Consider the following 23,915-nt stretch of genomic DNA (forward strand, 5'->3'; position numbering starts at 1 on the left):
TGAAGACACTTAGTTAGCTTTGATGCCCGCAGCTTGCACCAACTTGGCAATGCCTTCAGTTTCGGATTTGATAAAGCCATTGAAAGCCGAGCTGGTCATGGGCATCGGCGCTGCGCCAATGTTGTCCAATTTGGTTTTGAACTCAGTTGAATTCAAAATTTTGACTACTTCAGCATTGAGTTTGTCGAGCACTGGCTTGGGAGTTTTACTGGGTGCCAACATGCCGACCCAGAATGTGTATTCAGAGCCAGGTACGCCTGCTTCAACTGTTGTTGGCGTGTTGGGCAAATCGTCTGACCGCTTGGGTGTACCCACTGCCAAGACTTGCAGCTTGCCATCCTTGATCAGCGGCAATGCTGAAACGATGGGCGCGAAGAACCAATCAATGCGGCCACTGATGGTTTCTGTCAGGGCTTCAGGCGTGCCTTTGAAAGGAATGTGGGTTGCATTGATGCCAGCCGCCACGCGGAACTTCTCGGCATTGATGTGCGTGGCAGAACCTGTGCCAGCCGATGCGTAATTGAAGCCATCGGGTTTGGCTTTGACTTTGGCAATCAGGTCTTTGACATCTTTGAAGCCTTTGCTGGGTGACACCACCATCACATTGGGCAGGCTGGCCAAAGATGTAATGCCGACCAAGTCGTTCAAGGTGTCGTAGGGCAGGTTGGGGTAAATGGCGGGATTCACCACGTGACCAGAAGAGTGCACCAACAGTGTGTAGCCATCGGGGTTGGCTTTGGCCACTTGGTTGGCTGCAATGGTGCCACCTGCGCCGGGTTTGTTTTCAATCACAACGGGTTGGCCCAAGGCAGTGCCAAGTTTTTCGGCCACAGCACGCGCCACGATGTCAGTGCCGCTGCCCGCTGTGAAGGGCACCACAAACTTGATGCTTTGCTTGGGCCAGTCTTGGGCTTGCGCATTCAGGCTCAAGCCAGAAAGTGCCAGCGTGGTTAACGCCAAACTCAGCAATTGTTTGGCCAAGGTTCTTTTGTGAAACGGTGCGGTCATGTTGTCTCCAGTTGCAGTTGTCTTGAATTAAGTAGGGGTGGCTGGGGGATAGGGCATGGCCAACAAGATGCTGGCCATTTGATCGGTTTTGTTGACCAGCTGGCGCTTCTCACCGGGTGCAAAACAAGCAGAGTCGTGAACCTTGAGCACGGCCTCGGTGACCACGCCGTTGAGTTCGGACACGAGTGTTACTTCGCCAGACAACACCACATAGTGTTTTTCCATGGGCGAGCCGTCGAGGCCGGTATGACCGCCAGGTTGAATTTGCGAGACGCCCATCCACAAAGCTTTGGAAGGGCCTGCTTCATGCCCTTGCAGGCGCAAGCAGGTCATGTCGAAATGGTTGGGCGCTTTGTACTCAGGCGCTTGGTTAAAGCGGGTGATGTTCATGGCTTGAGCACCATTCTGTTTTTAGCACCCGCCAAAACGGCTTTGTAGGCGTCCATTGCGTGAGGTAGCGCAATCATGTCGGCTGCATCGACTGGGAAAGGTTTGAGCGTGCCGTCTTCAAAGCCTGGCCGAAGCTCATCGAGCAATTCGCAAGAGCGAACGCAGTCAAGCGCCAAAGTATCGATGCCTACAAAGTTGTGCATGCCCCGGTAAAACTTGAACAAGTCAAAGGCGACCGTTTGTCCCTTGGTGGCAATGATGAAAATCTGCGTTGCGCCTTTCGCCATCACGGCGTGGCCCACTTCCCAATACACCTTGTCGACGGTGTTGAAGACCAGGTCGGCGCCTTTGCCACCTGTCAAATCCATGATGCGTGTGGCCGGCTCGATGTGGGTACTGTTGATCACCTCAACATCGGCGCATGCAAAGCCTTCCAAATGGTCTTGGCGTTGTACTGCAATGACTTTGGCGCCTGCGCGCGCAGCAATTTGCACCGCAGCTTGACCCACTTTGCCATTGGCACCCAAGACCACCACGGTTTGACCAGCTTTCACGCCACCTGCGCGGCTAAAGCCTTCGCACGCCGTGACAAAGGGCACACCCACTGCGCCAGCTTCTTCAATGCTGATGCCCTTAGGCGCTTCTTTGACAGCGGCCACAGGCAAGACCAAATAGCGCGCATGGGAACCGTTGCGCGTGATGCCGATGTCACCACCAGAACCCCAAACTTGGAGGCCTTTGAGCGCTGCAGGACCGTCGATCACGACACCTGCAAAATCGCGACCCGGTGTGCGTGGAAAAACAGCATGGGGCATGATGCCCAAGGTGGCTTTGACATCGCTGGGGTTGACGCCTGCGGCCAATACTTGAACCAATACTTCACCGGCTTGAATGCTGGGAGCGGTTTGCGGCACGCATTGCAGTTGCAAGGTGTCGATGCCAGTGGCTTTGCTTTCAACGTGCAAAGCGTGTGCGGAAGAGGCGGTCATGAAACTCAAACTTTCTTTAAATTCAGCATGTCGCGCGTCTGCGCGGCAGTGGCCACTTGGCCACCCATTTGCTTGATGATGTCGGCGGCTTTGGCCACCAACTGTGCATTGCTTTCGGCCAACACACCTTTTTCTAAATAGATGTTGTCTTCCATGCCCACGCGCACATGGCCGCCGTACAACCAGCTTTGCGCCACGATGGGAAACTCGCTGCGGCCCAAACCAAAGGCCGACCAAATGGCGCCTTGGGGCAACAGGTTGCGTGCATACATCAAGGTTTCGGGCGTGGCGGCAAAGCCGTACTTCACGCCCAACACAAAGGTCCACATGCCAGGGCCGTCTAGCGTGCCGTCGGCAATCAGGTCACGAGCCAAGTGCAAATCACCAGAGTCAAAAATTTCTAACTCGGGTTTGACACCGCTGTCGCGAATCACTTTGGCCATGATGCGCACATTGCGCGGTGTGTTGATCACCACATCGGCGCCGCTGTTCATGGTGTTCAGGTCCAAAGAACAAATGTCGGGTTTGATGATGGCGATGTGCTCAACGCGTTTTTCTGGCGGCACCAAGGTGGTACCGGGTGCGTAGATTTTGGGGTCGTTGGCATCGGGCACAAAACGGCCGCCGGGACCCGTGGTGAGGTTGATCACCAACTCGGCGTTGCGCTTGCGAATGCGGTCTACCACATCGCGGTAATGCTCGAGCTCCATGGAGGGGCGGCCCGTGGCGGGATCGCGCACATGAATGTGCACGGCGGCCGCGCCTGCTTCTGCAGCAGCCAAACATTCGTTGGCAATTTGCTCTGGCGTGACAGGCAAATAGGGTGTCTGCTCGGGCTTGGTGATGTTGCCCGTGACAGCGCAAGTGATGAGGGTGGGGCGATCTAACATTTACAAACTCCTTCCGCCGTCGACCACAAAGCGAGAGCCTGTTGCAAAGCGCATGGTGGTGGCACACGCTTCAATGGCTGAAGCGGTGTCTTCGACATGGCCAATGCGTTTAAGCGGGATGGTGGCAGCCGCCTTCTCGTTGAAGTCAGCACCACGGCCAGGCACAAAGGCTGAGTCAACCACGCCCGGTGAAACCGCCAACACGCGAATTTGAGGCGCCAAGGCTTTGGCCAATGACTTAGTGAGCAAGTCGACGCCAGCTTTGGCCGCTGCGTAGGCCAAGTTGCTGCCCGCGCCGGTAAAGCCAGCAATGGACGACACATTCACAATGAGGCCATCGCCTGAAGCTTTGAGCAAAGGTGTGAAGGCGCGAATGGTGGAGAACACGCCCCGCAAATTGGTTTGCACCACTTCGTCAAACAATTCGTCGGTAAGGCCTTCCAAGTCGTTGGCGGCCACAGGCTTGGTAAAGCCCGCACTGTTGATCAGGATGTCGCAGCGGCCAGCGCGTTGGGTCACTTGTTCGGCTGCAGCTTTGAGTGCGGCAGAGTCGGTGATGGAAGCGGTCAGCGCAAAGTGTGCACCAGAAGAAACAGCTGGCAAGGTGTTCAGCAATTGCTGCACACCCTCTGGGTCGGAGCGGTCAATGGACACAATGCGAGCACCCAAGGTGGCCAGTCGGCGGGCCGTGGCAAAGCCAATGGCACCCTTGCCGCCAGTGATCACGGCCACGCGACCGTCGAGGCGCGATGTAGGTTCAAACGTCATGCAAAGCTTTCAAAATAATCAAGGAATTGGGGGTGTGGGGAATTGCGTTTCGCCGGCCTGCAACACAAAGTCGTAAGTCAACTCGTACCCTGTTTGGTGAGGGCCTGTGCGTTTTTGAAACGTACCCACCAAGCTTTTGAGAACAGAGAAGGTGACATCCGTCGAAAGACGCGCATCGTTGTCAGCAAAAACTTGCGTGGTCAGCACTTGGTAGCCAGGCTTGGACACCATGAAATGCACGTGGGCAGGACGGAATGGGTCGCGTTGTTGATTGCGCAGCAAGTCGCCACAAGGGCCATCCACTGGAACGGGGTAGCCAGCAGGCAGGATGGATTGCAGATGGAAGTAGCCGTTGGCGTCTGTTTTGAATTGGCCTCGCAAGTTCATGTCGGGCTGCGCGCTGTCTTGGTTTTCGTAAAAGCCCAAGGGTGAGGCGTGCCATACATCGACAGTGGCGTCGGCCAGCGCCTTGCCTTGCGCATCTCGCACATGGCCAGAGATGAAGAATGCATGTTCTGTTTCTTGGGCTTCTGGGCCGTGCGAGATGTTGGCACCTGCTTCATAAGTCGGTGCATTCTTGCGCCAAAACGGGCCTAGCAAAGCGGAGTCGGTTCGGAGTTTGCCGGACGACTCTGAACGCTTGTCGTTGTTGATCAAGGTGATGAGGGTGGAGGCGCCCAAAATGTCGGAGGCCAAAATCACCTCGTTCTTTTTCTCGCTGGTGGCCTTGCCTAGGCTGACCAAAAATTCACAGCCCATTTCAAACTCGGAGTCTGTGGGCTCTACTTCGCGGATGAAGGCGTGCAGATGCTTGACCAAGGAGGTCATGACTTCGCGCAGGCGAGGATCGGGTGTGTTTTGAAATACCTCAGCAACCTTCTCGGTGATGTTGTCGCGCGTGACAAAGGTCATCTTTATCTCCAGATGGGTGTGAGCAAAATTTTGCGTTGACGATTATTATGAAGTCTGGGCTTGAACAAGGTCACCGTACAAATACTCATAAGACAAGCCTGACCACTCACACCAAGAGGAGACATGCATGACGATTGACAAAAGAAGTTGGATTCGCTGGCTGGCCATGCTGCCGTTGGCGGCTTGCCTGGGCGCTCAGGCGCAAACTGCACCCGCAGCAGCCCCAGCGGCACCCATTCCCGGGGCCATCCAAGTGATCAGTTTTGGGGGTGGCTTCAATTTGCCACTTTGGGCCGCCAAAGAACAAGGTTTTTTCAAGCGCCATGGCATTGAGGTGCAGCACACCATCACGGCCGACTCTAAACAGGTTTTCTCTGGCCTGATGGCGGGCCAATACCATGTGGCCATCACGGCTTTGGACAACATCTTGGCTTACCAAGAAGGCCAAGGTGAAGTGAAGTTTGACCCACCTAGCGATTTCTTTGGCTTTATGGGATCCGACGATGGCTTTTTGAGTTTGGTCGCTGCACCCGAAGTCAAAAGCTTTGCCGACCTCAAAGGCAAGACCATTTCGGTCGACGCCATGAGCAACGGTTTCTCGTTTGCACTGCGCGACATGTTGGCGCGCAATGGCATCAAAGAGTCGGATGTGCAATGGGCGCGCGCTGGCGGTACCGACCGCCGTTTTGCAGCCCTGATGGAAGGTCAACATGCCGCCACCATGCTGCGTGCGCCGTTTGACTTGCAAGCCAAAAACAGAGGCTTCAATCAATTGGCCACCACACGCTCTACCATCGGCAATTACATGGGCATTGTGGGCGCTACGCGCAGAAGTTGGGCTGCTAGCAACGAAGCGCAAGTGGTCAGTTTCATTCGCGCTTATCGCGATGCCATTCGCTGGCTCAAAGCGCCCGAAAACAGACCCCAAGCGCAAGCCTTGCTGATGAAGTACGTGCCCAACATGAGCGCGCAAATTGCAGCGCAGTCTTGCGACTTGCTGCTATACCCACAGTCGGGCTTTTTCTCGGATGTGCAGCTGGATGACAAAGGCATTCAAGCCGTGATGGACTTGCGCAGCAAGCTGGGCGACAGTGGCCAAAAACTGAACGATGCCAGCAAGTATGTCGACAAGCGCTATTGGCAAAAAGCCATGCAGCCCTGATCGGAGAGTAAGGGCTGCTTGGTCAGCCCTTACTTGTACTTGGCTTCAAGCGCGTCAAAGAATGGTTTTTGGACCAAAGATTGACGCTCTGCAAATGTGGCCACCAGCTGAGGGTCTTCTTGAAGTTCACCGGTGGCCTTCAATTGCGCGAGAGCGTTGAACATGCCCCGCACCGCACCTTGCAGTGCGGCATTTGCGTACAGCACCAAGCCAAAGCCCATGTCGGCCAACACTTGCTGAGGCAGTGCAGGTGTTTTGCCGCCAATCACCACGTTCACAATTTGCGGGCAAGTCAACTCGCCGGCAATGCGGCGCATCTCATCCACACTTTCTGGCGCTTCGACAAAAGTGATATCGGCGCCGTTTTCGGCATAGGCAGCAGCCCGGTCGAGTGCTTCGTTGATGCCCAGTACAGACCTTGCATCGGTTCGCGCAATGATCAAAAAGTCGGAGTGTTGTCTGGCATCGACAGCTGCCTTGATCTTGCCAATCATTTCGTCAGCAGGCACCACGGCTTTGCCGGCAAAGTGACCGCATTTCTTGGGCATCAACTGGTCTTCAAGCTGAATGGCATTGGCACCGGAGCGCTCGAGTGTGCGTACCGATTGGCGCACATTCAAAGCGTTGCCAAAGCCTGTGTCTGCATCCACGATGATGGGCAGATCGACCGCATCGCGCACAGCCGCAGTGTGTTGCGCCAAATCGCTCAGACCAATGAAGCCCAAATCGGGAATGCCATAAAACGTATTGGTGATGCCAGCGCCGCTGAGGTACACGGCTTCAAAGCCCACTTGTTGAATGACACGTGCGGCCAAAGCATTAGCGGCACCGGCCACCAACAAGCCATTTTTTTGATTCACACGCTGGCGCAACAATGTGCCAGGGTGTACAGAACTCGTGGTCATTTAATCTTCTTTCATGCCGGAGGCGCGAATGATGGCACCCAGCTTGGAACGTTCTGCATTCACAAACTCATTGAAGCTGGCGCGGGTGCCACCAACGGGCTCAATGCCCATGCTTTTAAGGCGATTGGCTATCTCTGGGTTTTTCATGGCGGCATCCACAGCGGCGGCCATTTTGTCCATGATTTCAGGCGGCACACCCACAGGGGCATGAATGCCCGCCCAGTGGGCAATTTGCACGTCGGGATAGCCCAGCTCGGCCGTGGTGGGCAGGTCGGGCGCGGCCGACATGCGCTTGGTCCATGTGGTGGCCAAGGCTCTGAATTTACCGCCGGGTTGAATGTGCGGCAAAGACACAATGCTGGCTTCGGAGGTGCCTTCTACTTGGCCGCCCATGACCGCTGTTGAACTTTCTGAGCCACTTTTGTAGGGGACGGGAATCAGTTTGGTGCCGTACTTCATGTTCATCATCTCTGCCACAAAGTGCGGCGTGCTGCCCGTACCTGCAGTTGCAAAGTGTGCGCCTTGGCCTTGCTTGGCGTTTTCAATGAACTCTTTCAAGTTGGTGTGCTTGGACTTGGACGATGTGACGATGATGGACGGTGCCAAACCAATCATGACCACAGGCACCAACTCGTTGTCTTTGTAGGGTGCAGATTTTTTAATCATGGTGTTGGAAATCACACCCGCTGCACTGATCAAAAACGTGTAGCCGTCGGGCGCGCTTTTGACACCCAGCATGGTGCCCAAGGTACCGCCTGCGCCGGGTTTGTTTTCAATGACAACGGGCTGTCCCAATACTTTGGTGGCACCCTCGGCAGCGGCTCGGGCCAACAAGTCGTTGGCGCCACCGGAGGCAAAGGGCACAATGAATTTGATGGGCTTGTTGGGCCAAGCGCTAACAGCTGCGGTGGCAGGACTGCTGGTTTGTGCCCAAGTGTTGGTGCCCCACAAACTCAAAGCGGCCAATGTGAGGCCTGCTGCCGATTGAATGAGGCTTGTTCTGCGGTGGATATTGAGACGGGTCATGCTGACTCCTGTTGGACAAAGATGAAAACGAATGTCAGTTATTATTTTGATTCAAACCAAGGGGCCATGTTATGACAATTTCTCGCCGTGAATGCTTGAATCAGCTCGCGCAGTGGCCTGTGGCCATGGCCGTATCGAGTAGCTTATTTGCCAGCGCCATGGCGCAAGCTCAAACAAGCTGGCCATCCAAAGCGTTGCGCTTGGTGGTGCCATTTACACCTGGCGGCACCACAGATTACGTCACCCGTTTGGTGGGCATTGAACTGGCCAAGGCCTTGGGCCAACCCGTTGTTGTAGAAAACAAGCCTGGTGCAGGCACTGTGATTGGTGTGGATTCGGTGGCCAAATCGGCCGCCGATGGCTACAGCTTTGTCACGGTGGCCAACAGCTTTGCAGCCAATCAAACCCTGGTTAAAAAACTGCCTTACGACACTCTGAAAGATTTACGTCCCGTGGCCCTTATGGGCATGTCGGAACATGTGCTGGCCACGCATCCTGGCAGTGGCCTTAAAAAACTCAGCGACCTCAAAGCCTTGACTGCAGCTGCGGCCGACAAAATCAGTTACGCCTCATTTGGCAACGGTACCTCGGCGCATTTGTCTGGCGCTGCATTGGCGCAGCAAATGGGCATGAACTGGGTGCATGTGCCTTACAAAGGCCAGGCGCCTGCACTGTCCGATTTGTTGGGCGGTCAAGTGACTTTGATGTTTGGCAATTGGCCAGAATTTAGAAGCCACGTGCAGTCCGGCAAATTGGTGGCACTGGGCATGGCCACAAGCAAACGATCTGTGTATGCGCCAGACATTCCTACTTTGGCAGAGCAAGGCGTGCCGCTGGAATCTAATTCATGGAATGGGTTGCTGGCGCCTGCCAACACGCCCGATGCCATTGTGGAGCGCCTCAATGCCGAAGTGAACAAAGCCCTGATGGCCCCCGCCGTGTTGGAGGCTTTTCAAAAAGGTGGCATTGCTTCTATGTCGGGCACGCCCGACAAGTTTGCGCAGTTTTTGAAATCAGAAATTGACAAGTACGCACAAGTGGTGCGCAAGGCCAATATCACGTTGGATGCTTAAGCCGCTCGGCCCGCAAAATAAGCAGGCCAGAAACCACCAGCAAGCCAATGCCCAACCACGCCAGCAGGTTGGGCACTTCGTCCCACACCACATAGCCAATCAGCAAGGCAAACAGCAAGCCGCTGTAGCGGAACGGTGCCACCAAACTCATCTCGCCTGAGCGCATGGCCACAATCAAAAAGTAATAGGCGATGGACAAGAACAAGGAGGCGCAAAACAGCAGCGCCAAAGACGTGTTCGTGACGGGCACCCAAGTTTGAGTCAGCGTGATGCTGCCTGCAGCCAGGGCAACTGAAACGGCAGTCGACAGTGTGATGAGCAAGGAAGGCACATGCAGGCCAATGGCGCGTGTGAGGGTGTCGCGGGTGGCATGAAACAAAGTGGCCAGGACACAAATCCAAGCGTAAACATTGAAGCCATCTGTGCTGGGTTGCACCACCATCAATACACCGGTAAATCCCAACAAAATGAGTGCCCCACGCTGAAACGTGACGCGCTCTTTGAAAAACAAAATCGCAAATACGGTAATGAACAATGGCGACGCCAAATTGATGGCGGTAGCATTGCCTAGCGGCAAATGAAACACGGCGGTGAGATAGGTGAGCGACGCCATGGCATCGACGCCGCCCCGAAGCCAAAGCTTGCCGTTGAGCATCAGGCGCCAGTTTTTCAAATGACCCATGGCCTGCGCCATGATGAGCACAAGCGTGGTGGCCATCAGGCCGCGAATGAAGATGAGTTGGGGGCCAGGCAGTGAAGCGCTGACTTGCTTGACCAGGGCGTCGTTGGCAATGAACAAAGCCATGGCCAGGCTCATGGCCAAAATACCGCGGCGGTTGTCTGCGTTCATGGGGCCTGCCTGTTCAATGAACATGAAAAAAGCCCCCTGTGCATGCACGGGGGGCTCTAAGTTTGGTGGCTCTTCACGGATTCGAACCGCGGACCTGTGGATTATGATTCCATCGCTCTAACCGACTGAGCTAAAGAGCCTGAGCCCGAGATTGTAGCAAATGAAATGGGCTGATTGTTAGAACTTTTGGATAAAGTTTGGGACCTTGCCGATTGGTTTTGCTTACAGGGTGTTCGGGTGGCGCGTATGAATTGCTGTGTCTGGTTTGATTTCTGCGGGGCTACCGTGTTGTCGGCTTCTCGTGGTCAAGAAGTGTCGTTTTACACGACAGTTGGTGTTGAAAGTCAGTGTTTAAAAGGCAGTCGCACTTACACATTTTGAGCAAATGCAAGCCTTGTTTTTTGCCTCTTCCGGTACGCGATCAAGAACCTCTGACGAGAAGGTTTCAGTAATGCACCAGCACCTCTCAGGCGGCGTTCCAGTGGCTTTGGCAATCTCTTGAGCACACTGGTTAGGGTCGCCGCAAATGGGGCACTTTGAAGGGTCTATTACTTTGTCCATTGAATCATTAGACCATTAGTGAAGATCGTTGAATCAGGTTTGGTTTCTGAGGGTGCACCGTGCTTGTGCAGAGTTACGGAATGAATTAAAGATATATATCAGATCGGAACTCTGTCCAACGCGGACATGTAATCTGCACTTCTAGCTTCAGCAAATATATCCAAGGTAAGCGTAATGGCAGATTGCAAAATCAATCCGATGCCAATGCCTGCTGCCACATCTTTTTGTTGCAGAAAAATAATGATCCCGACGCCTGTTATCAAAAGTATCATTTCAATAGCTTTGTAGATTGAAAAGTTTTTCATGACAGTCTCCATGCGAGCCGACTCTTCAACTCGCATTGCGGTTGGATTCTGTTGTAACTGTGTGCTTAAAGCGGATACCTGCGAGTCGGTACGAAAGAATATGGTGGAGCCTACTGCCATTTGCATGAGTCCGATGATTACTAGCGGGTAAGCCATGGACTTCAGTCGATGCCCATTGATCCACAGCCAGATACTTACTGCTATTGCAAGTATGCCTACAGAAATGAAAATGACGCTCTCTTGCTTCTCTGCAGCGAAATAGCTGCTCAAGTTATTAATCATTGCGACGACTCTTTTAAATAGGTTTAATCATGATTTTGACGACTTTGGTAGCAAGGTTACGAGGCGTGAAGCGCATGCTTTGAGCCATAACCCAATTGATGAAGCCAGGAATGTATACCCTCTGACCTCGTTGCATGGCGCGATAGCCCAGCTTCGCTACATATTCTGACGTTGGTAGTTTCTTACCTTTTATCAGTGCAGAGTTTCCGAGTTCAGCCTTTTCTTGAAATCCCGATGCTGTCGGACCAGGACAAAACGCCGTTACCTCAACTCCCGTATCCTCAAGCTCGCAAGCTATGGCTTCTGTAAAGCTCAGAACAAACGATTTTGTAGCGCAGTAAACCGCCATATAGGGACCCGGCTGAAATGCTGCAGTGGATGCAACATTGAGCAGCTTACCTTTTGTTGCTAAAAGATCGGGCAGGCACAATCTAGTCAGAACAACCACTGCCTCCATGTTGAGTTTCATCATAGACAATTCAGCAGTCAGTGAAGAGTTTTTGAACTCACCAAAAGTCCCATAACCTGCGTTATTGACCAATGCATTCAGCCTAATGCCTCGCGCTTTGATATCTGCGTGTAGCGTTGTCGCACCACCATTGATCTCCAAGTCTGCACTTATGACTATGACATTGACCTTAAAGTGAGAGTGCAATTCATTTGCTAAAGACTTCATCTTTTCAATGCTGCGAGCTGCAAGTACGACATCGTACCCATCTTTGGCAAATTCAAAAGCAAGCGCCTTGCCGATACCAGAAGATGCACCTGTAATGAGTGCTGTCTTGCGAAGTGTTGTTGGTAATGTTGTCAAGAATATTCCCCAGAGTTGATTTATCAATACTAGGATTAGAAACTTGGTACTAATATGCCGAGTCAAGTGTTTGGACTTATCAAATCAAGGTCATAGAAATACATTGACTTGGTACTTATGAGCCAGGTTTAGGATGGATATGTGTGCCCATCCTTAATTAATCAAAAAAGCTATGAAAACGTCATGACCGCCAACGCCGTTAAGAGTTTGCAAACAACTGGTGCCTTATGTAAGACTGCAAACGTAACTCGCGGTCAGTTGCGTTTGTACGAGAAAGAGGGGCTCATCTCACCACAAAGACGAACAGATGCAGGTTATCGTCAATATAGTAGCGAGACAATTGACCGCCTTAAGGTAATATTTCATCTAAAGGAACTTGGACTCACGCTTGCAGAAATCGCACTTTTACTGGCGGATCGCGATCAAGGAGTTCTTGATGAAAAAGCATTGCAACAACTGGCATCCAATGTGCTGGCAAAAATAAATGAGCGCATTGCAAGTCTGCAAGTAATCCGAGACTATGTGGAGCCCGTTGCAATTGGTGATATGCGAGTGTTAAATGAACCTGACTGCAGCTTCGTTGTTGAGTTTATGACTGCATTGAAAGTCACAAAGTGAAAGTAAAAGTGTTGAACAACGCAAAAAAATCACTTTGAATTGAATTTGCATCCAAATTTGAGCCACCCCAATTGCCTATCCTGCTCGATTTTTAAGCAAGGATGGAAGACATCAAGCGTCCAGTAACGGGACGATGATTTCTCAGGTTTGATTCCGCGTATAGACCGTGCTTTTGGAGGGCATTTACGTTTTGTTGGATCAGTTTCGCTCAGCTAATGCTAAGTAAGCGCCTAATCCAATCATTGTGACGCCTGAAGTTTTAACCATTATTTTTTCTCGCTGAGCTCGCTTTGCGCTTGATGTAAGCAGTCGGTTTGCCCCCAAGACTGCAAGAACATCCACAAATGTATTGAGCACGACGCAAATACCCCCTAACAAAACAAGTTGTGGCATTAAAGGTTCATAGGAGTTAGTGAATTGAGGTAGAAATGCCAGAAAGAAAAGGGCAGTTTTAACATTGAGGGCTTCAACAGCTATACCTTCAAAGAAAGCACGACGAGCTCCTTGTGGTGATATTTCTTCATTCATAGGGGCAGCATTTTTTGAAAAGAGCATACGAAAGCCTAAGTAAAACAAGTAGGCAGCTCCCACATACTTCACAATGCTAAAAGCAAATGCTGATTGGGCAATGATTAGCGAAACGCCAAGTGCTGATGCCATCACGTGTATCAAGCCGCCTAAGCCTGTTCCAAGACAAGATGCCAAACCTTCTTTGCGACCACCAGATACCGTTCTTGCTACAACATATGCAATGCCTGGACCAGGTGTGATGGCTAATACGAATGCCGCAATTAGAAATGGAATCATTGAGCTAGACCTTTAAGTTGTAAATTGTTATCCACAAAACGTTTAATTGAAGATTCTGGTGATTGCGATATGAAGGCTATTATCTCCATACTGATTGAACCGTCTCAACAAGTTTGTGCTCAGCGTAGAGACTGTGCTTGTGGGTTGAGGTGGAGATCAAGTTTGGATCTGTAAGGATGCTGCGAAATCTTTGAAGTTTTTTCTAAACTACATCATCTTCAAATCATCAGTGTTTCAAAAAAGTCATCTTCAAAAAAAAGAATGACCCAAAATTTCTAGGGCTTTTTACGAGTGATGTTGTATTTATGCTATGTAGCATTTATACTATGTCTATGAGTAGAAATGAAGAAGCCCCAGTCTATAACCGTATTGCCCAGCAGCGTGAACTGATCGGTATGAGCCGTCAGCAATTGGCTGAAATGGTCAATGTCCACTATCAAACCATTGGCTACTTAGAGCGAGGCGAATACAGCCCGAGCTTGGTTTTAGCACTACGTATTTCAGAAGCACTGAACATTGATGTTCAAAGTTTGTTTTCCATCAAACCATTTCCTAAAGGTAAAAGAAATGAATGATAAGACCGACAAAAAGTTTTATTGGGCAGAAGGTGTCACTAAGTAAGAAGTGATAAACAGCTTGAACGATAACAAGCCTTCAATATTTAGAAATCAAAGAAACAGAAAAGTACTGGTTGCAGCACTTTTTTTATCATTTTCCTTTTGCTGACGATTTTTATTGATCAACCCAAAATTAAATCGTATGTGGAATTTTTTCTGATGGCAGCAATTGTGATGTTTTACCTATTATTGCGGAAGGCTGTACGCCTGCTAGCAGATGCTCCCTCAGAGTTGTTAGACGAGAGGCAAATTAAACTTCGCAACAATGCGTACATATACGCTTACAGGTGGATGACTTACATCACCCTGATTTATTTTTGCTTTTACTACTTGATAAACAGAGAAGCAACTTCTGTACTATTTCCAAATAAGGAAGCTCATATTTCAACTTCACTCTTTTCAATTTGTATTTGGATGGCAAGCCTCCCATCTATGGTTTTAGCTTGGAGTATGCCGTCAGAGGATAACGCTTGATTGACTTAATGGATCTAATTTTTCCCTGTTTGATTTACCAAACTTTTGAATAAAGTTTGGGGTCTAGAAGGATGTCCTTTAAAAGGGCAAACTATGCGTATAAATCGTTAAGTCAGGTTTGGCTTTGACGGGTCTACCGTGCTACTGGCGAGTCGTTGTCATCAAGTGTCGTTTTACAGGACAGTTGGTGTGGGGTATTAATCAGCCAAGTAGAGGTCTTAATTCCACCCTGCGATGACACGCCTTTGACCCTTCAAAAGCCAGTCTCTTTGCAGTTTCATCATCGTTCGCTTGAATTAGCCAAAACCCACTGTAATTTTCTTTGGTATCGAACAGAGGCTTGCCTGTTGTGAAGTTGCTGTCGTTTCGGTTATCGATCACATTGGCATGAACAGGGGCTGTTAAGCCGCCTGCAAAAATCCAATGCCCCTTGTCTCTCAAATAATCATTGAAGGCAACTATGGCAACCATTTCTTCAGGTGTGCCAGATCCAGACAAATCGTCTATGACGAAGATGATGAATTTTTTCAACATGGCCTTTCTATTTAGAGATTGGCATTCCTCTAATTTTGTAGAAACTCACATCACTGCGTACAAAATGATGTGAGGTCTCTGCCAGCAGTCTATTATTTATTGGGTGCCTTGTATTTGGCAGCTTTTGTACCAGCGTTTGCCATAGCAGATCTCATCGCTTTGGTTGAAACTAATTCTTCTACTTGAATTTCTTGGAAGGCACCACTTGCCATCGTGATCATTTGTGCTTCGGTAATTTGTTCAGCAGTTCCTTCAATTAAACAAACGATGCTGCCATTTGAAATTGAAAACAATACTTCATGAGTTTTAAGTCCCAAGGATTTGAAAAGCGCTTTTGCAGCATCTCCTCTATCGCTGGGGGCAGCAAGCATGCCCTGGAAAGCTGTGGTGGTGTAGCGAGAACGAACTAGATATAAAGCCATGATGTGTCTCCTTAATTAAATAGGTAATTGACGAGCTAAGTTGCTTCGTACCCAACTGCTCAATCCGCTGCCAGTTGCGCGAGCAGACCAATCTTGAAATGCTGGATCACCATAGACTGCGTCTACACACTTACCGTAGGCTTCATAGCTGTCAAAGCGAGCGGCAAATACCATGTTGCCTACTTCGCCTGTTGACACGGCCCATATTGATACATCTGCCCCGTGTTTGCGCCAGATGGCAACGCTCTCAGACACGAAGCCCATGAACTTGGCCATGTCAGCGCCTGGATTGGGTTTAAATACTGCTTGTGAAATTATTTATCCCATTTAAAGTTCCTCCGGATAAAGAAGTGCATGTGGTGTTAATCCACGGGTTTCAATTTAACGCTAGCACTTTAGAAATGAAATAGCTTTTGGAAATCATTTAACAAGGGTTTTCCTGGGTCATATTAAATTTCAGAGGTCGTTTGGCGATGACTCAAAATTGACTTAAAAGATCAATCTTTACACCATTAGAACTTTTGGACAAAGTTTCTTGCTATGCTGATTGGATTAGAAAACGCTCTCCACGCGGCTAAGTAAATACTGTTGTCCTAAGTTGTATTCAGCGTGGATGCCGTGATTGTGAACTTTGACAATTGAAGGCTAGATTGAACTTATTTCCAAAAATCACTGCATGGGCTAAAGCACTCAAATTTGATGTGCTTGCTGTGTGGTTTGCTCTAAAGTATCCAAGCATATCTATTTGGGCAAAGCTTGTATCTTTTTGCGCTGTTGCCTACGCTTTAAGTCCGATTGACTTGATACCAGATTTCATACCGGTATTAGGCTATTTGGATGATTTGATCATTGTTCCTGTTTTGATCTGGCTCGCTTTGAAATTGATTCCAGTTGATGTGATGAGACAAGCGCGGGAACAAGCAGTTGAACGGATCAATAGCAATCAAGCAAAACCAAAGAGCTATGTTGGCCTCCTTTTTGTTTTGGTGATTTGGTTGTTCTGCTTGGTACTTTTGTTAAAGCAATTCAACCAATGGATTTAATCGTTTACAGAAATTGAGGATAAATTTTTTGGTATTCGACCCTTAGTAAATTACATAGACATAGTTTGTCAAACACCGAAAAGCGATGTTAGGCTTGTACTGTGGCGCTTGTATTGGCGCAGGCGTTTTTACAATGCTGCCAAGTCACTATCTAGGTGGCGTTATTGGGTCGCTTTTGTGGCTGTTGAACTAGAAAATTAATCTGGGTCGGCAAGTATCGCCTTACGTGGAGATTAGTGTTTGGCCAATACTGCAAAATTCCTTGACTCGCTCAAGTGAATGCTTCAGACTCATAGTAATACTTGATCGCTGTTCAACTTTTTATGATCAATTCAAATCGCCACCCCTTTAAATATCTTGCCAAGTTGTTCCTTGCTGGCTTTCTGATTGCAGGGCTGATTGTTGTAGCGGCACAAGATTTGGCACCCAATATCTCATACGCCAAGTTGTTTGCTTATGTCTTTTTTGGACTTGCCGCTTTAGCCATAAATCTTGTTGGCTTGAGCGTAATTTATCTCAATGTTTATCAGTGGGTCTTACGCAAAGGTGGAACAGACACAGCTTGGTTTTGGTTCAGTAGTGAGCCCAAGGGCTTGATAGTTTTAAGAGAAAAGTGACGCAAGCATTGATTTTTTGACCTGACACCTTGGGTAGACTATGTCTACATTAGTTGGAAAAGATTTCTATGCAAATGAGTCCAGTCATTGCCGTTCATCTATCTGCAACTTTGACTGCTTTGGTGATCGGTCCTATTGCTATGTGGGCTCGTTTGGGTCAAACAAAACGACCTTGGATTCACCGGGCCATTGGATATGGCTGGGTAACGATGATGATCGTCTCTGCCCTTTCAGCCATCTTCATTAGAGACTATGGGTTGCCAAATATATGGGGCTACACACCTATACATTTATTGGTTCCGTTTACAGCTTTTTGGCTTGTTTACGCGTTCAGAGCCTTGGCTATGAAAGAGATTGAAAAACATCGCAAAGCAATGGTGGGTTTGTATCTGGGCGCTTGTATTGGCGCAGGAATTTTTACATTGCTTCCAAGTCGCTATCTAGGTGGCATTGTTTGGTCGTATTTGGGGCTGATGAACTAGAAACAAATCGCGTGTGTCGCGTCATTCAATCTGAAATCCCAGATGACTTCAAGTACGATTTTTTCTGCCATTGCAGTCTGTGTCGTAAAAGATGAACCCAGTTGCAAACCAGATCATCACATCTATGTTGCTTCAAAGGCTTCTTGGTATGAGATTCAAGACGCATTGCCACAATACGCTGAATTGCCAACTTGAGCTGCCTGCTTCAACTGGTATGCACGTTAAGTTTGGTTTCTTATCGGGTATAAAAACAACTTTATCCATTCCTCGGACAGCAAATGGCCAAGAAAAATCAGTCACCCTTGCAAGCTTTGTGCATTTTTGCAAAAAATGTAGAACAAGTTTCATTGTTTTATCAGCAAGCTTTGGGACTGAAGCTTGAAGCTTCCGATAAAACGCATGATCTCTTGGTAGGACAAAACCACGAAGTTGTGGTTCATGCCATTTCAAAAGCATATGCAGACAGCATCGAAATTGAGTCGCCGCCCATTAAGCGAGATGATGTTGCCTTAAAGCCTGTATTTGTCGTAGATGACCTAGAGATTGTTCGAGCCGCCGCTAAAGTGAATGGTGGCTATCTCAAACCTCTCAAGCAAGCTTGGCGTATTCGTGGCTATGTTGTTTTAGATGGCTGTGACCCAGAAGGTAATGTGATTCAATTTAAGCAGCTGGACAGCTCGTTATAACAATTTACCCATACTCACACGAGGTTCAACTGCGTAGCCAATCGATTTATAAAAAGCGGCAGTTGCTTCATTGGTATCCAGCAGTTGAAGATTGACTTTCATGCAACCCAATTCAGCCAGTGCTTTTTCAGCATGGTGAACGAGTGCACTGCCTAAACCATGGAGTCGTTTGCCAGGATCTACCGCCACAGAATACAACCATCCACGATGCCCGTCGTAGCCCGCCATGATCGTGCCAGCGATAGCTTCGTTTTCAACTGCAACAAAAAACAAACCATCGTTGATGGCGATTTTTTTTGAAATGGCCAGGTTGGGTTCGTTGTGTGCAGTTTCGTAGCCGAAGACATTACGCCATAGTTCAACAACTTGAATTCGGTCAGTGGCATCTGCATATTGACGTATTGTTGGCATGTTTTTCATTGAATGAAGTAAGTGGTATCCAGAATCTTAAAACTGTTTTCAGATTCTCACTAGGACCAATAATCGGCAACGCACTTTCCATCTCGCGGCATGTCTGTGAAAGTGTCCAAACCATCAAAATGATCGATTGGAATTTGAGCCACAACGCCTGGCTCAGACAGTCTTAAATTCACAGCAATGCGAGTTTTTCCTGTTTCGTCCGCTCCTAGCCCACGCCAAAATGCCATGCATCCACACTTAGGGCAGAAGTGAAATTCCAGTACGGCATTGTGACGAACATAGGCACGTGTTTCACCTTGGGTCCGGATGTCTTCATCGACATAGCCATACGCCCATAGAGTTCCGTACCTTCGACATGCCGTGCAATTACAGGCAGTGGCGCCATCAGGTTGGCCATCCAATTGCCAAGTGACTGAGCCACACAAACAAGAGCCTTCAATCATTTTTCAGATCCAATACAGAAAGTGATTCAGATTTTGGCACAGGCGATAGCTGTTTGGTCATAAACACACTTAGAGGATCTAATTTGTAATCGCCAAATGGCCCGCAGATTTCAAACCCATGCCTGTAATACATGGATCTGGCTGCAGCAAAATCTTCCGATGAACCAGTCTCAAGGCTTAAACGATTCATCCCACGTGCCGTGGCTTCATTGATGATGTGCAGCAACATGGCTTGACCTACGCCTTGTCTTAAAAACCTTTGACGCGTTCGCATAGATTTAACTTCCCCATGTTCGGGATTCAGCATTTGCAGCGCCCCACAGCCGCAAAGATCATCGCCCATCCAAGCTGTCCAAAAGGTAATGGATGGCCTCCGAAGTTTTTCTAGAGGAAGTGCATGGACGCTTTCGATAGGGGTGTTTGCCATCATGCCAGCCAAGTGCTCACGAACGATGGATTGCGATGTCTCGGTTGATAGATCGTCAATGCGAATTTCAAGTTTCATATTTCAAATGATTAATTGGGATGTCCTTGAAGCATGGCCTCCACCAACTCTTGAACTGCCAAAGCTTCTTGTGCAGTAGCCAACTTGTGAGCTTGTCCTTTAAGCCACTTGTCTACTTCATCCAATTGGCGTTGCAACGCGCTTGCGCGTGGGTCTTCTTTCGACCAGTCCACGGCCTCTTTCCAAGGGCCGCCATCTGAGCACCACAGCTGAAAAAACTCTCTGAATTGAAAGTTCATTCGACTACCACGCACTGTCACTTCTTGTCGGTCTGGTTGCATGCCACCGGTGGTGGCCATCACAGTGACGGGACTGCCATCTTCCGTGGTCAGTCTGGCCAGCATGTCCAACTCACACAGAGAGGGGTCTTGAGGATAGCGAGGTGACGCATACTGAAGTTTCAATGGGCCTAAATAGCGGCCAGCTAAAAACAAGAAATGCGAAATGACTTCGCGTGTGTAGCCGCCCTCATGACGAAAGCGCAACCAGTCGGCTTCCTTTTGCCACGCCCGAGGCCAAGCGGGGTAGTTCACCACGATGTCAATGCCCAGCAATTCACCGACCTCGCCAGCTTGTATGGCGCGGGTCAATTCTTCAAAGCCACGAGAGGCTGCTTGCGTGAAGTTCACCACGCTAGGCAAGCGCGCCTTCTCCAATTGTTTCAAGAGGTCACGGCTTTGTGCATTGTCCGTGCCCAAGGGTTTTTCCATGAACACACCTTGCCCGTTGGCTGCGGCTTCTAACGCATAAGTTTTGCGAGGAGCTGGTGGACAAGCCAAGTACACCACGTTTGCGCCTTTCATGGCCTCCTGGGGGCTTTGCGTAATGGGCGCATTTGGTAAGATGAGGCGTGTTTTGGCAATAGCGTCAGCCGAGGGGTCCCATAGGCCACTTACTTCAAATTCAGGGTGGCGCATCACGTTTTCAAGCATGCGCCGTCCCATGATGCCGAGCCCGATGATTGCAAATTTGTGTGTCATAAAAGCCTCCAGATCAACCTGAGCTTAACGTATCTGATGAAAGAATAAACCATGAAGTCACACGCCAACTTCAATGATTTTTCAACCCAAGCCATGGACGACGGCTTCGACGAGATCATTAAAAAAGAGTGGGCCCCCCATCTGGTCATTGAAAAGCACACACACCCCTTTGATGCCAGAGTTCAGGTGGCCACAGGTCAAGTGAAATTAACCCTTGCGACAGGTGCGCAAACATTTGAAGCGGGACAAGGCTTTTTCATCCCCCGTGGAACTGAGCACGCAGAGCAATATGGTCCCAATGGCGCTACCTTCTGGGTCGCACGAAAGTCATAAGCAATTCAATCGATAAATCCAAATGGCGACTCACCCAAAATCCAACGTCATCGCGATCAACCGCATTTATGACGCACCACTACAAGCTGTATGGGAAGCATGGGCTACACCCGAACAAATTTCGCAGTGGTGGGGTCCTCGTGGATTTACGTTGACCGTGCATGATCGTGACCTTAGATCGGGCGGGCACTGGCATTACACGATGCATGGGCCCGACGGTACTGATTATGAAAACACAACCCAATACCTCGACGTGGTCCCTATGGAGCGCTTGGTGTACGACCACGGGGGCCACAAAGATCGTCCACCTTTGTTCAGGGTGACTGTGCAGTTTAATGAACTGCAGGGCCTAACTGAAATGACCATGGAAATGGCGTTTGCCTCAGCTGAGATTGCACATGAAATGAAGGGGCACATCCGTCAAGCTGGAGGTGAAACCACTTGGGATCGATTGGGTGAGTTCCTTGTCAAAAAGACCACAGGGCAGGACATATTTTTAATTGCCAGAACTTTCAATGCACCTGTCGATCGACTGTACGAGATGTGTTCGCAACCCAAGCAGCTTTCACAGTGGCTACCGCCCACTGGCGCGTCCATGAAGTTTATTAGAACGGCAGCATCCTTGAATGAAACCTCTTTTTATGAGATGTCTTTCAACGGGGGTGAGCCTATGTACGGGTTGGTCAGATACCTTGAGTTGAGCCCGTCGCATCGCATTGTTTATACCCAGCAATTTTGCGATGCCAACGAGCAAGTCATTCGGCCTGTTTTCTTTTCCAATTGGCCTCTGGAAATGAACACGCGCATTGATTTGGCTCCTGAAGATGCGCATACAAGCCGACTCACACTTCGCTGGACGCCGGAGCAGTCCACCCCAGAAGACATCCTTCAATTTGTCAATGAAAGAGCTGGCATGTCCATGGGATGGACCGGCAGTTTTGACAAGCTTGAGGCATTGCTAGGTTAAATATCTGTACTCAGATCCGCCTCGTCAACTCGGTCCACTTGACCGAAATGAAAATGCGCCAACAAGTGGCGCATTGTTCATTGTTTTCTACCTGCACCCTTAAAAAGAAGTTGACACTTAGCAATGCCCAATGTTTAACATTGGGCATTGTTGTTTTTGAGATCCAAATGTTAAAACGTCGCATTGCCCAAAGAACCTTGTTTGCCGTCGTGGCGCTGTCTATCAGTGCTTTTTGTTTTGCAGCAGACAAGCAGCGCATAGAAAAAGAAGCCGACCTTCCCAGATTCACTTACACCCTGTCGGAGCCACTTGAGAAGATCGTCAGAGACAAAGCTTTATTTGCCAAGACGACGCTCAAAGTTCGGGAGGACATGGAAGGCGTTTTGGCTAAATATGATATTTCCGACAAAGCAGCACACCGCCGTTATCTGCAAACCATCATGCTGCTCGACTTTCTGCTGGGAAATTACGATGAAGCGTTGATCAAAGCAGAAAAAGTGAGAGCTTTAGAGGAAAAGCCTGCGGACAAGCTGCTGTCGGCATTGCGACTGCGCGCTATGGTGGCCGCTGTCAAGAAAACAGGCACTCTCAATACGCCAGAGTACTTTGCAGAAGTCAGCCAGTTCATCGACAAGGAGCTTTCAATACATCCCTATGCGGTGATTTCCAATGACATTAAATCTTACAAAGCCAGTGCAGAAGTGATTGGTGAGGGGCAGTTGTTGGGTAATGTCAAAGATGTGCTCCAAAAGACAGTGGACAAGAACAACGGCAATATCAGTTCTGACGTCGTGGCAGATTTGATCTTTGTGCGCTATGCGTTGGAAACTGCAGTGCCATTGAAGCAAACTTTGATTGCCACTTACAGTGCCTATCTAGACCGAAACAAGATTGAAAAGGCCGATATTTGGGCAGCACGCAATATCTCGCTTCCTTCATCAGGCAATTACAAGCCAGTGCATGTGGCTGTGTGGGACAGTGGCGTTGACAGTCAATTATTTCCCCAGCAATTGCTAAAAGATGCCAAGGGAAAACCAGCCACCATTGCCTTTGATTTAGAGGCCAAACCTTCAAAGCATGCGCTGTACCCCATTCCTAAGGAGATGCTTTCAGAATTGCCTGCCATGCTGTCTCGTACCAAGGGCTTTTCCGATTTGCAATCCAACATTGACAGTGCTGAAGCATCGGAAGTTAAGAAGCAACTGTCCTCGCTCAAGCCAGAACAATTCAAATCAACCATGGAGCAACTGGGCCTTGTGGGCAATTATGTCCACGGCACCCACGTAGCGGGTATCGCGGTAGAAGGAAATCCTTGGGCGCGTTTGTTGAACGCGCGCATTTCGTTTGATTACAAATTGCAACCCAATCCTTGTCCCAGCATGGCACTGGCACAGCGTGGTGCTCTAGCGCACCAAGCCTATGTCGACTTTTTCAAGAGAAACAAAGTACGCGTGGTCAACATGAGCTGGGGCGGCAACGTCAAGGGAATTGAGGACAGCCTTGAGCAATGTGGCATTGGCAAAACCACAGAAGAACGCCAAAAGCTAGCTCGTACTTATTTTGAAATTGAAAAGAAAGCTTTGATCAAAGCTTTTTCGAGTGCGCCTGAAATTTTGTTCATCACAGCTGCGGGTAACAGCAACTCGGATTCTTCTTTTGGTGAATTTATCCCATCAAGCATTGTCTTACCCAACTTACTGACTGTCGGTGCTGTAGACAAAGCAGGTGATGAGGCACCTTTCACCAGTTATGGTCCCACAGTCAAAGTTCACGCAAATGGCTACCAAGTGGACAGCTATTTACCCGGTGGTGCACGCGTGGCTTTGTCGGGTACATCCATGGCCTCACCCAATGTGGCAAACTTGGCCGCCAAAATTTTGGCAGTCAAACCGGCCTTAAAGCCTGAGCAAGTGATTGCCTTGATTCAGAACACTGCAGAAGCAACACCAGATGGTCGTCGCAAGTTAATTCACCCAGGCAAAGCGATGACCACAGCCATGCAGTAAGCCACATGTCCATGAACTCATGAGCCATC

The 23,915-nt window shown here is 49.3% G+C and carries 31 protein-coding genes and 1 tRNA gene; 11 read left to right on the plus strand and 21 right to left on the minus strand.

The genetic code is table 11. The features are described from left to right. Window positions 1-9 precede the first annotated feature (9 nt). From B9Z46_RS05415 to B9Z46_RS05440, 6 genes are read right to left on the minus strand one after another with little or no spacing between them, the layout of a single operon-like run. Window positions 10-1,008, minus strand: a complete 999-nt coding sequence (locus B9Z46_RS05415; protein ID WP_108254904.1) for a tripartite tricarboxylate transporter substrate binding protein — start codon at window positions 1,006-1,008, stop codon at window positions 10-12. A gap of 27 nt (window positions 1,009-1,035) precedes the next feature. Beyond that, entirely contained in the window at window positions 1,036-1,398 is a 363-nt protein-coding gene (locus B9Z46_RS05420) for a cupin domain-containing protein (RefSeq protein ID WP_108254905.1), read from the minus strand. Next, window positions 1,395-2,387: a zinc-binding alcohol dehydrogenase family protein gene (locus B9Z46_RS05425; protein WP_108254906.1), complete on the minus strand. Its 993-nt coding sequence runs from the start codon at window positions 2,385-2,387 to the stop codon at window positions 1,395-1,397. Before B9Z46_RS05425 ends, B9Z46_RS05420 begins: the two co-directional genes overlap by 4 nt. 5 nt (window positions 2,388-2,392) lie before the next feature. Then, window positions 2,393-3,277 (minus strand): 3-keto-5-aminohexanoate cleavage protein, encoded by an 885-nt coding sequence (locus tag B9Z46_RS05430; RefSeq protein WP_108254907.1) that lies wholly within the window; start codon window positions 3,275-3,277, stop codon window positions 2,393-2,395. Then, complete coding sequence (locus tag B9Z46_RS05435) at window positions 3,278-4,045, minus strand: SDR family NAD(P)-dependent oxidoreductase (RefSeq protein WP_108254908.1); 768 nt, start codon at window positions 4,043-4,045, stop codon at window positions 3,278-3,280. A gap of 18 nt (window positions 4,046-4,063) precedes the next feature. After that, on the minus strand, window positions 4,064-4,957 hold the full coding sequence (locus tag B9Z46_RS05440) for a dioxygenase (protein WP_108254909.1): 894 nt from the start codon (window positions 4,955-4,957) through the stop codon (window positions 4,064-4,066). 127 nt (window positions 4,958-5,084) lie between these two features. Here B9Z46_RS05440 and B9Z46_RS05445 point away from each other — a divergent pair, with 127 nt between their 5' ends. After that, window positions 5,085-6,119, plus strand: coding sequence for an ABC transporter substrate-binding protein (locus B9Z46_RS05445; protein ID WP_108254910.1), 1,035 nt, complete (start codon window positions 5,085-5,087; stop codon window positions 6,117-6,119). 29 nt (window positions 6,120-6,148) lie between these two features. On the opposite strand, the gene B9Z46_RS05450 is transcribed toward B9Z46_RS05445, so the two are convergent. After that, window positions 6,149-7,024, minus strand: a complete 876-nt coding sequence (locus B9Z46_RS05450) for an oxaloacetate decarboxylase (RefSeq protein WP_108254911.1) — start codon at window positions 7,022-7,024, stop codon at window positions 6,149-6,151. Further along, on the minus strand, window positions 7,025-8,050 hold the full coding sequence (locus B9Z46_RS05455) for a tripartite tricarboxylate transporter substrate binding protein (protein ID WP_108254912.1): 1,026 nt from the start codon (window positions 8,048-8,050) through the stop codon (window positions 7,025-7,027). A gap of 125 nt (window positions 8,051-8,175) precedes the next feature. On the opposite strand from B9Z46_RS05455, the gene B9Z46_RS05460 reads away from it, so the two are divergent. After that, a complete protein-coding gene (locus B9Z46_RS05460; protein WP_108255715.1) occupies window positions 8,176-9,123 on the plus strand; it encodes a tripartite tricarboxylate transporter substrate binding protein in 948 nt (315 codons plus the stop codon). On the opposite strand, the gene B9Z46_RS05465 is transcribed toward B9Z46_RS05460, so the two are convergent. From B9Z46_RS05465 to B9Z46_RS05485, 5 genes are all read right to left on the minus strand, one after another. Further along, a complete protein-coding gene (locus B9Z46_RS05465; RefSeq protein WP_108254913.1) occupies window positions 9,107-9,997 on the minus strand; it encodes a DMT family transporter in 891 nt (296 codons plus the stop codon). The genes B9Z46_RS05460 and B9Z46_RS05465 overlap by 17 nt on opposite strands. A 39-nt stretch (window positions 9,998-10,036) precedes the next feature. Beyond that, a tRNA-Met gene (locus B9Z46_RS05470) sits at window positions 10,037-10,113 on the minus strand. A gap of 211 nt (window positions 10,114-10,324) precedes the next feature. Beyond that, on the minus strand, window positions 10,325-10,534 hold the full coding sequence (locus B9Z46_RS05475) for a cysteine-rich CWC family protein (RefSeq protein WP_108254914.1): 210 nt from the start codon (window positions 10,532-10,534) through the stop codon (window positions 10,325-10,327). Window positions 10,535-10,632: 98 nt separating this feature from the next. Then, window positions 10,633-11,109, minus strand: a complete 477-nt coding sequence (locus tag B9Z46_RS05480; RefSeq protein ID WP_146179225.1) for a hypothetical protein — start codon at window positions 11,107-11,109, stop codon at window positions 10,633-10,635. A 25-nt stretch (window positions 11,110-11,134) separates the two neighbouring features. Continuing rightward, on the minus strand, window positions 11,135-11,932 hold the full coding sequence (locus tag B9Z46_RS05485; RefSeq protein ID WP_233245929.1) for an SDR family oxidoreductase: 798 nt from the start codon (window positions 11,930-11,932) through the stop codon (window positions 11,135-11,137). 183 nt (window positions 11,933-12,115) lie between these two features. Here B9Z46_RS05485 and B9Z46_RS05490 point away from each other — a divergent pair, with 183 nt between their 5' ends. Continuing rightward, on the plus strand, window positions 12,116-12,550 hold the full coding sequence (locus B9Z46_RS05490) for a MerR family transcriptional regulator (RefSeq protein WP_108254915.1): 435 nt from the start codon (window positions 12,116-12,118) through the stop codon (window positions 12,548-12,550). Between the two features lie 198 nt (window positions 12,551-12,748). Here B9Z46_RS05490 and B9Z46_RS05495 read toward each other — a convergent pair whose 3' ends face one another. After that, window positions 12,749-13,357, minus strand: a complete 609-nt coding sequence (locus tag B9Z46_RS05495; RefSeq protein ID WP_108254916.1) for a LysE family translocator — start codon at window positions 13,355-13,357, stop codon at window positions 12,749-12,751. 332 nt (window positions 13,358-13,689) lie between these two features. On the opposite strand from B9Z46_RS05495, the gene B9Z46_RS05500 reads away from it, so the two are divergent. Continuing rightward, window positions 13,690-13,932, plus strand: a complete 243-nt coding sequence (locus tag B9Z46_RS05500) for a helix-turn-helix transcriptional regulator (protein WP_055361460.1) — start codon at window positions 13,690-13,692, stop codon at window positions 13,930-13,932. A gap of 717 nt (window positions 13,933-14,649) precedes the next feature. Here the strand turns inward: B9Z46_RS05500 and B9Z46_RS05510 are convergent. The 3 genes from B9Z46_RS05510 to B9Z46_RS05520 form a co-directional block, all read right to left on the minus strand. Next, window positions 14,650-14,982 carry a YciI family protein gene (locus B9Z46_RS05510; protein WP_108254918.1) on the minus strand — a complete coding sequence of 111 codons (333 nt, stop codon included), beginning with the start codon at window positions 14,980-14,982 and terminating at the stop codon, window positions 14,650-14,652. A gap of 92 nt (window positions 14,983-15,074) precedes the next feature. After that, window positions 15,075-15,404, minus strand: a complete 330-nt coding sequence (locus B9Z46_RS05515) for a GYD domain-containing protein (protein WP_055361457.1) — start codon at window positions 15,402-15,404, stop codon at window positions 15,075-15,077. Between the two features lie 15 nt (window positions 15,405-15,419). Continuing rightward, the gene (locus tag B9Z46_RS05520; protein WP_055361456.1) at window positions 15,420-15,680 is read right to left on the minus strand and encodes a hypothetical protein; all 261 of its coding nucleotides are present in this window, start codon (window positions 15,678-15,680) and stop codon (window positions 15,420-15,422) included. Window positions 15,681-16,054: 374 nt separating this feature from the next. On the opposite strand from B9Z46_RS05520, the gene B9Z46_RS05525 reads away from it, so the two are divergent. From B9Z46_RS05525 to B9Z46_RS05540, 4 genes are all read left to right on the plus strand, one after another. Next, window positions 16,055-16,447, plus strand: coding sequence for a YkvA family protein (locus tag B9Z46_RS05525; protein ID WP_055362055.1), 393 nt, complete (start codon window positions 16,055-16,057; stop codon window positions 16,445-16,447). Between the two features lie 323 nt (window positions 16,448-16,770). Then, window positions 16,771-17,064 carry a hypothetical protein gene (locus tag B9Z46_RS05530; protein ID WP_108254919.1) on the plus strand — a complete coding sequence of 98 codons (294 nt, stop codon included), beginning with the start codon at window positions 16,771-16,773 and terminating at the stop codon, window positions 17,062-17,064. A 68-nt stretch (window positions 17,065-17,132) separates the two neighbouring features. Beyond that, complete coding sequence (locus tag B9Z46_RS05535; protein WP_055362054.1) at window positions 17,133-17,546, plus strand: DUF2306 domain-containing protein; 414 nt, start codon at window positions 17,133-17,135, stop codon at window positions 17,544-17,546. A 278-nt stretch (window positions 17,547-17,824) separates the two neighbouring features. Further along, window positions 17,825-18,232, plus strand: a complete 408-nt coding sequence (locus B9Z46_RS05540; RefSeq protein WP_055361454.1) for a glyoxalase/bleomycin resistance/dioxygenase family protein — start codon at window positions 17,825-17,827, stop codon at window positions 18,230-18,232. On the opposite strand, the gene B9Z46_RS05545 is transcribed toward B9Z46_RS05540, so the two are convergent. From B9Z46_RS05545 to B9Z46_RS05560, 4 genes are read right to left on the minus strand one after another with little or no spacing between them, the layout of a single operon-like run. Further along, window positions 18,227-18,652: a GNAT family acetyltransferase gene (locus B9Z46_RS05545; protein WP_108254920.1), complete on the minus strand. Its 426-nt coding sequence runs from the start codon at window positions 18,650-18,652 to the stop codon at window positions 18,227-18,229. The two genes, B9Z46_RS05540 and B9Z46_RS05545, sit on opposite strands and share 6 nt — an antisense overlap. Window positions 18,653-18,702: 50 nt before the next feature. Next, window positions 18,703-19,095, minus strand: a complete 393-nt coding sequence (locus B9Z46_RS05550) for a GFA family protein (protein WP_108254921.1) — start codon at window positions 19,093-19,095, stop codon at window positions 18,703-18,705. Continuing rightward, the gene (locus B9Z46_RS05555) at window positions 19,088-19,600 is read right to left on the minus strand and encodes a GNAT family N-acetyltransferase (RefSeq protein WP_055361452.1); all 513 of its coding nucleotides are present in this window, start codon (window positions 19,598-19,600) and stop codon (window positions 19,088-19,090) included. The genes B9Z46_RS05550 and B9Z46_RS05555 overlap by 8 nt, the downstream gene beginning before the upstream one ends. 11 nt (window positions 19,601-19,611) lie before the next feature. Next, window positions 19,612-20,580 carry a Gfo/Idh/MocA family protein gene (locus B9Z46_RS05560; protein ID WP_055361451.1) on the minus strand — a complete coding sequence of 323 codons (969 nt, stop codon included), beginning with the start codon at window positions 20,578-20,580 and terminating at the stop codon, window positions 19,612-19,614. Between the two features lie 51 nt (window positions 20,581-20,631). On the opposite strand from B9Z46_RS05560, the gene B9Z46_RS05565 reads away from it, so the two are divergent. From B9Z46_RS05565 to B9Z46_RS05575, 3 genes are all read left to right on the plus strand, one after another. Further along, on the plus strand, window positions 20,632-20,913 hold the full coding sequence (locus tag B9Z46_RS05565) for a cupin domain-containing protein (protein ID WP_108254922.1): 282 nt from the start codon (window positions 20,632-20,634) through the stop codon (window positions 20,911-20,913). Window positions 20,914-20,935: 22 nt separating this feature from the next. Further along, window positions 20,936-21,880 (plus strand): SRPBCC family protein, encoded by a 945-nt coding sequence (locus B9Z46_RS05570; protein ID WP_108254923.1) that lies wholly within the window; start codon window positions 20,936-20,938, stop codon window positions 21,878-21,880. 167 nt (window positions 21,881-22,047) lie between these two features. Continuing rightward, window positions 22,048-23,886 carry a S8 family serine peptidase gene (locus B9Z46_RS05575; RefSeq protein ID WP_158268403.1) on the plus strand — a complete coding sequence of 613 codons (1,839 nt, stop codon included), beginning with the start codon at window positions 22,048-22,050 and terminating at the stop codon, window positions 23,884-23,886. The last annotated feature ends 29 nt before the right edge of the window (window positions 23,887-23,915 follow it).

Source organism: Limnohabitans sp. Hippo4, assembly GCF_003063605.1.
Classification (GTDB): domain Bacteria; phylum Pseudomonadota; class Gammaproteobacteria; order Burkholderiales; family Burkholderiaceae_C; genus Limnohabitans_A.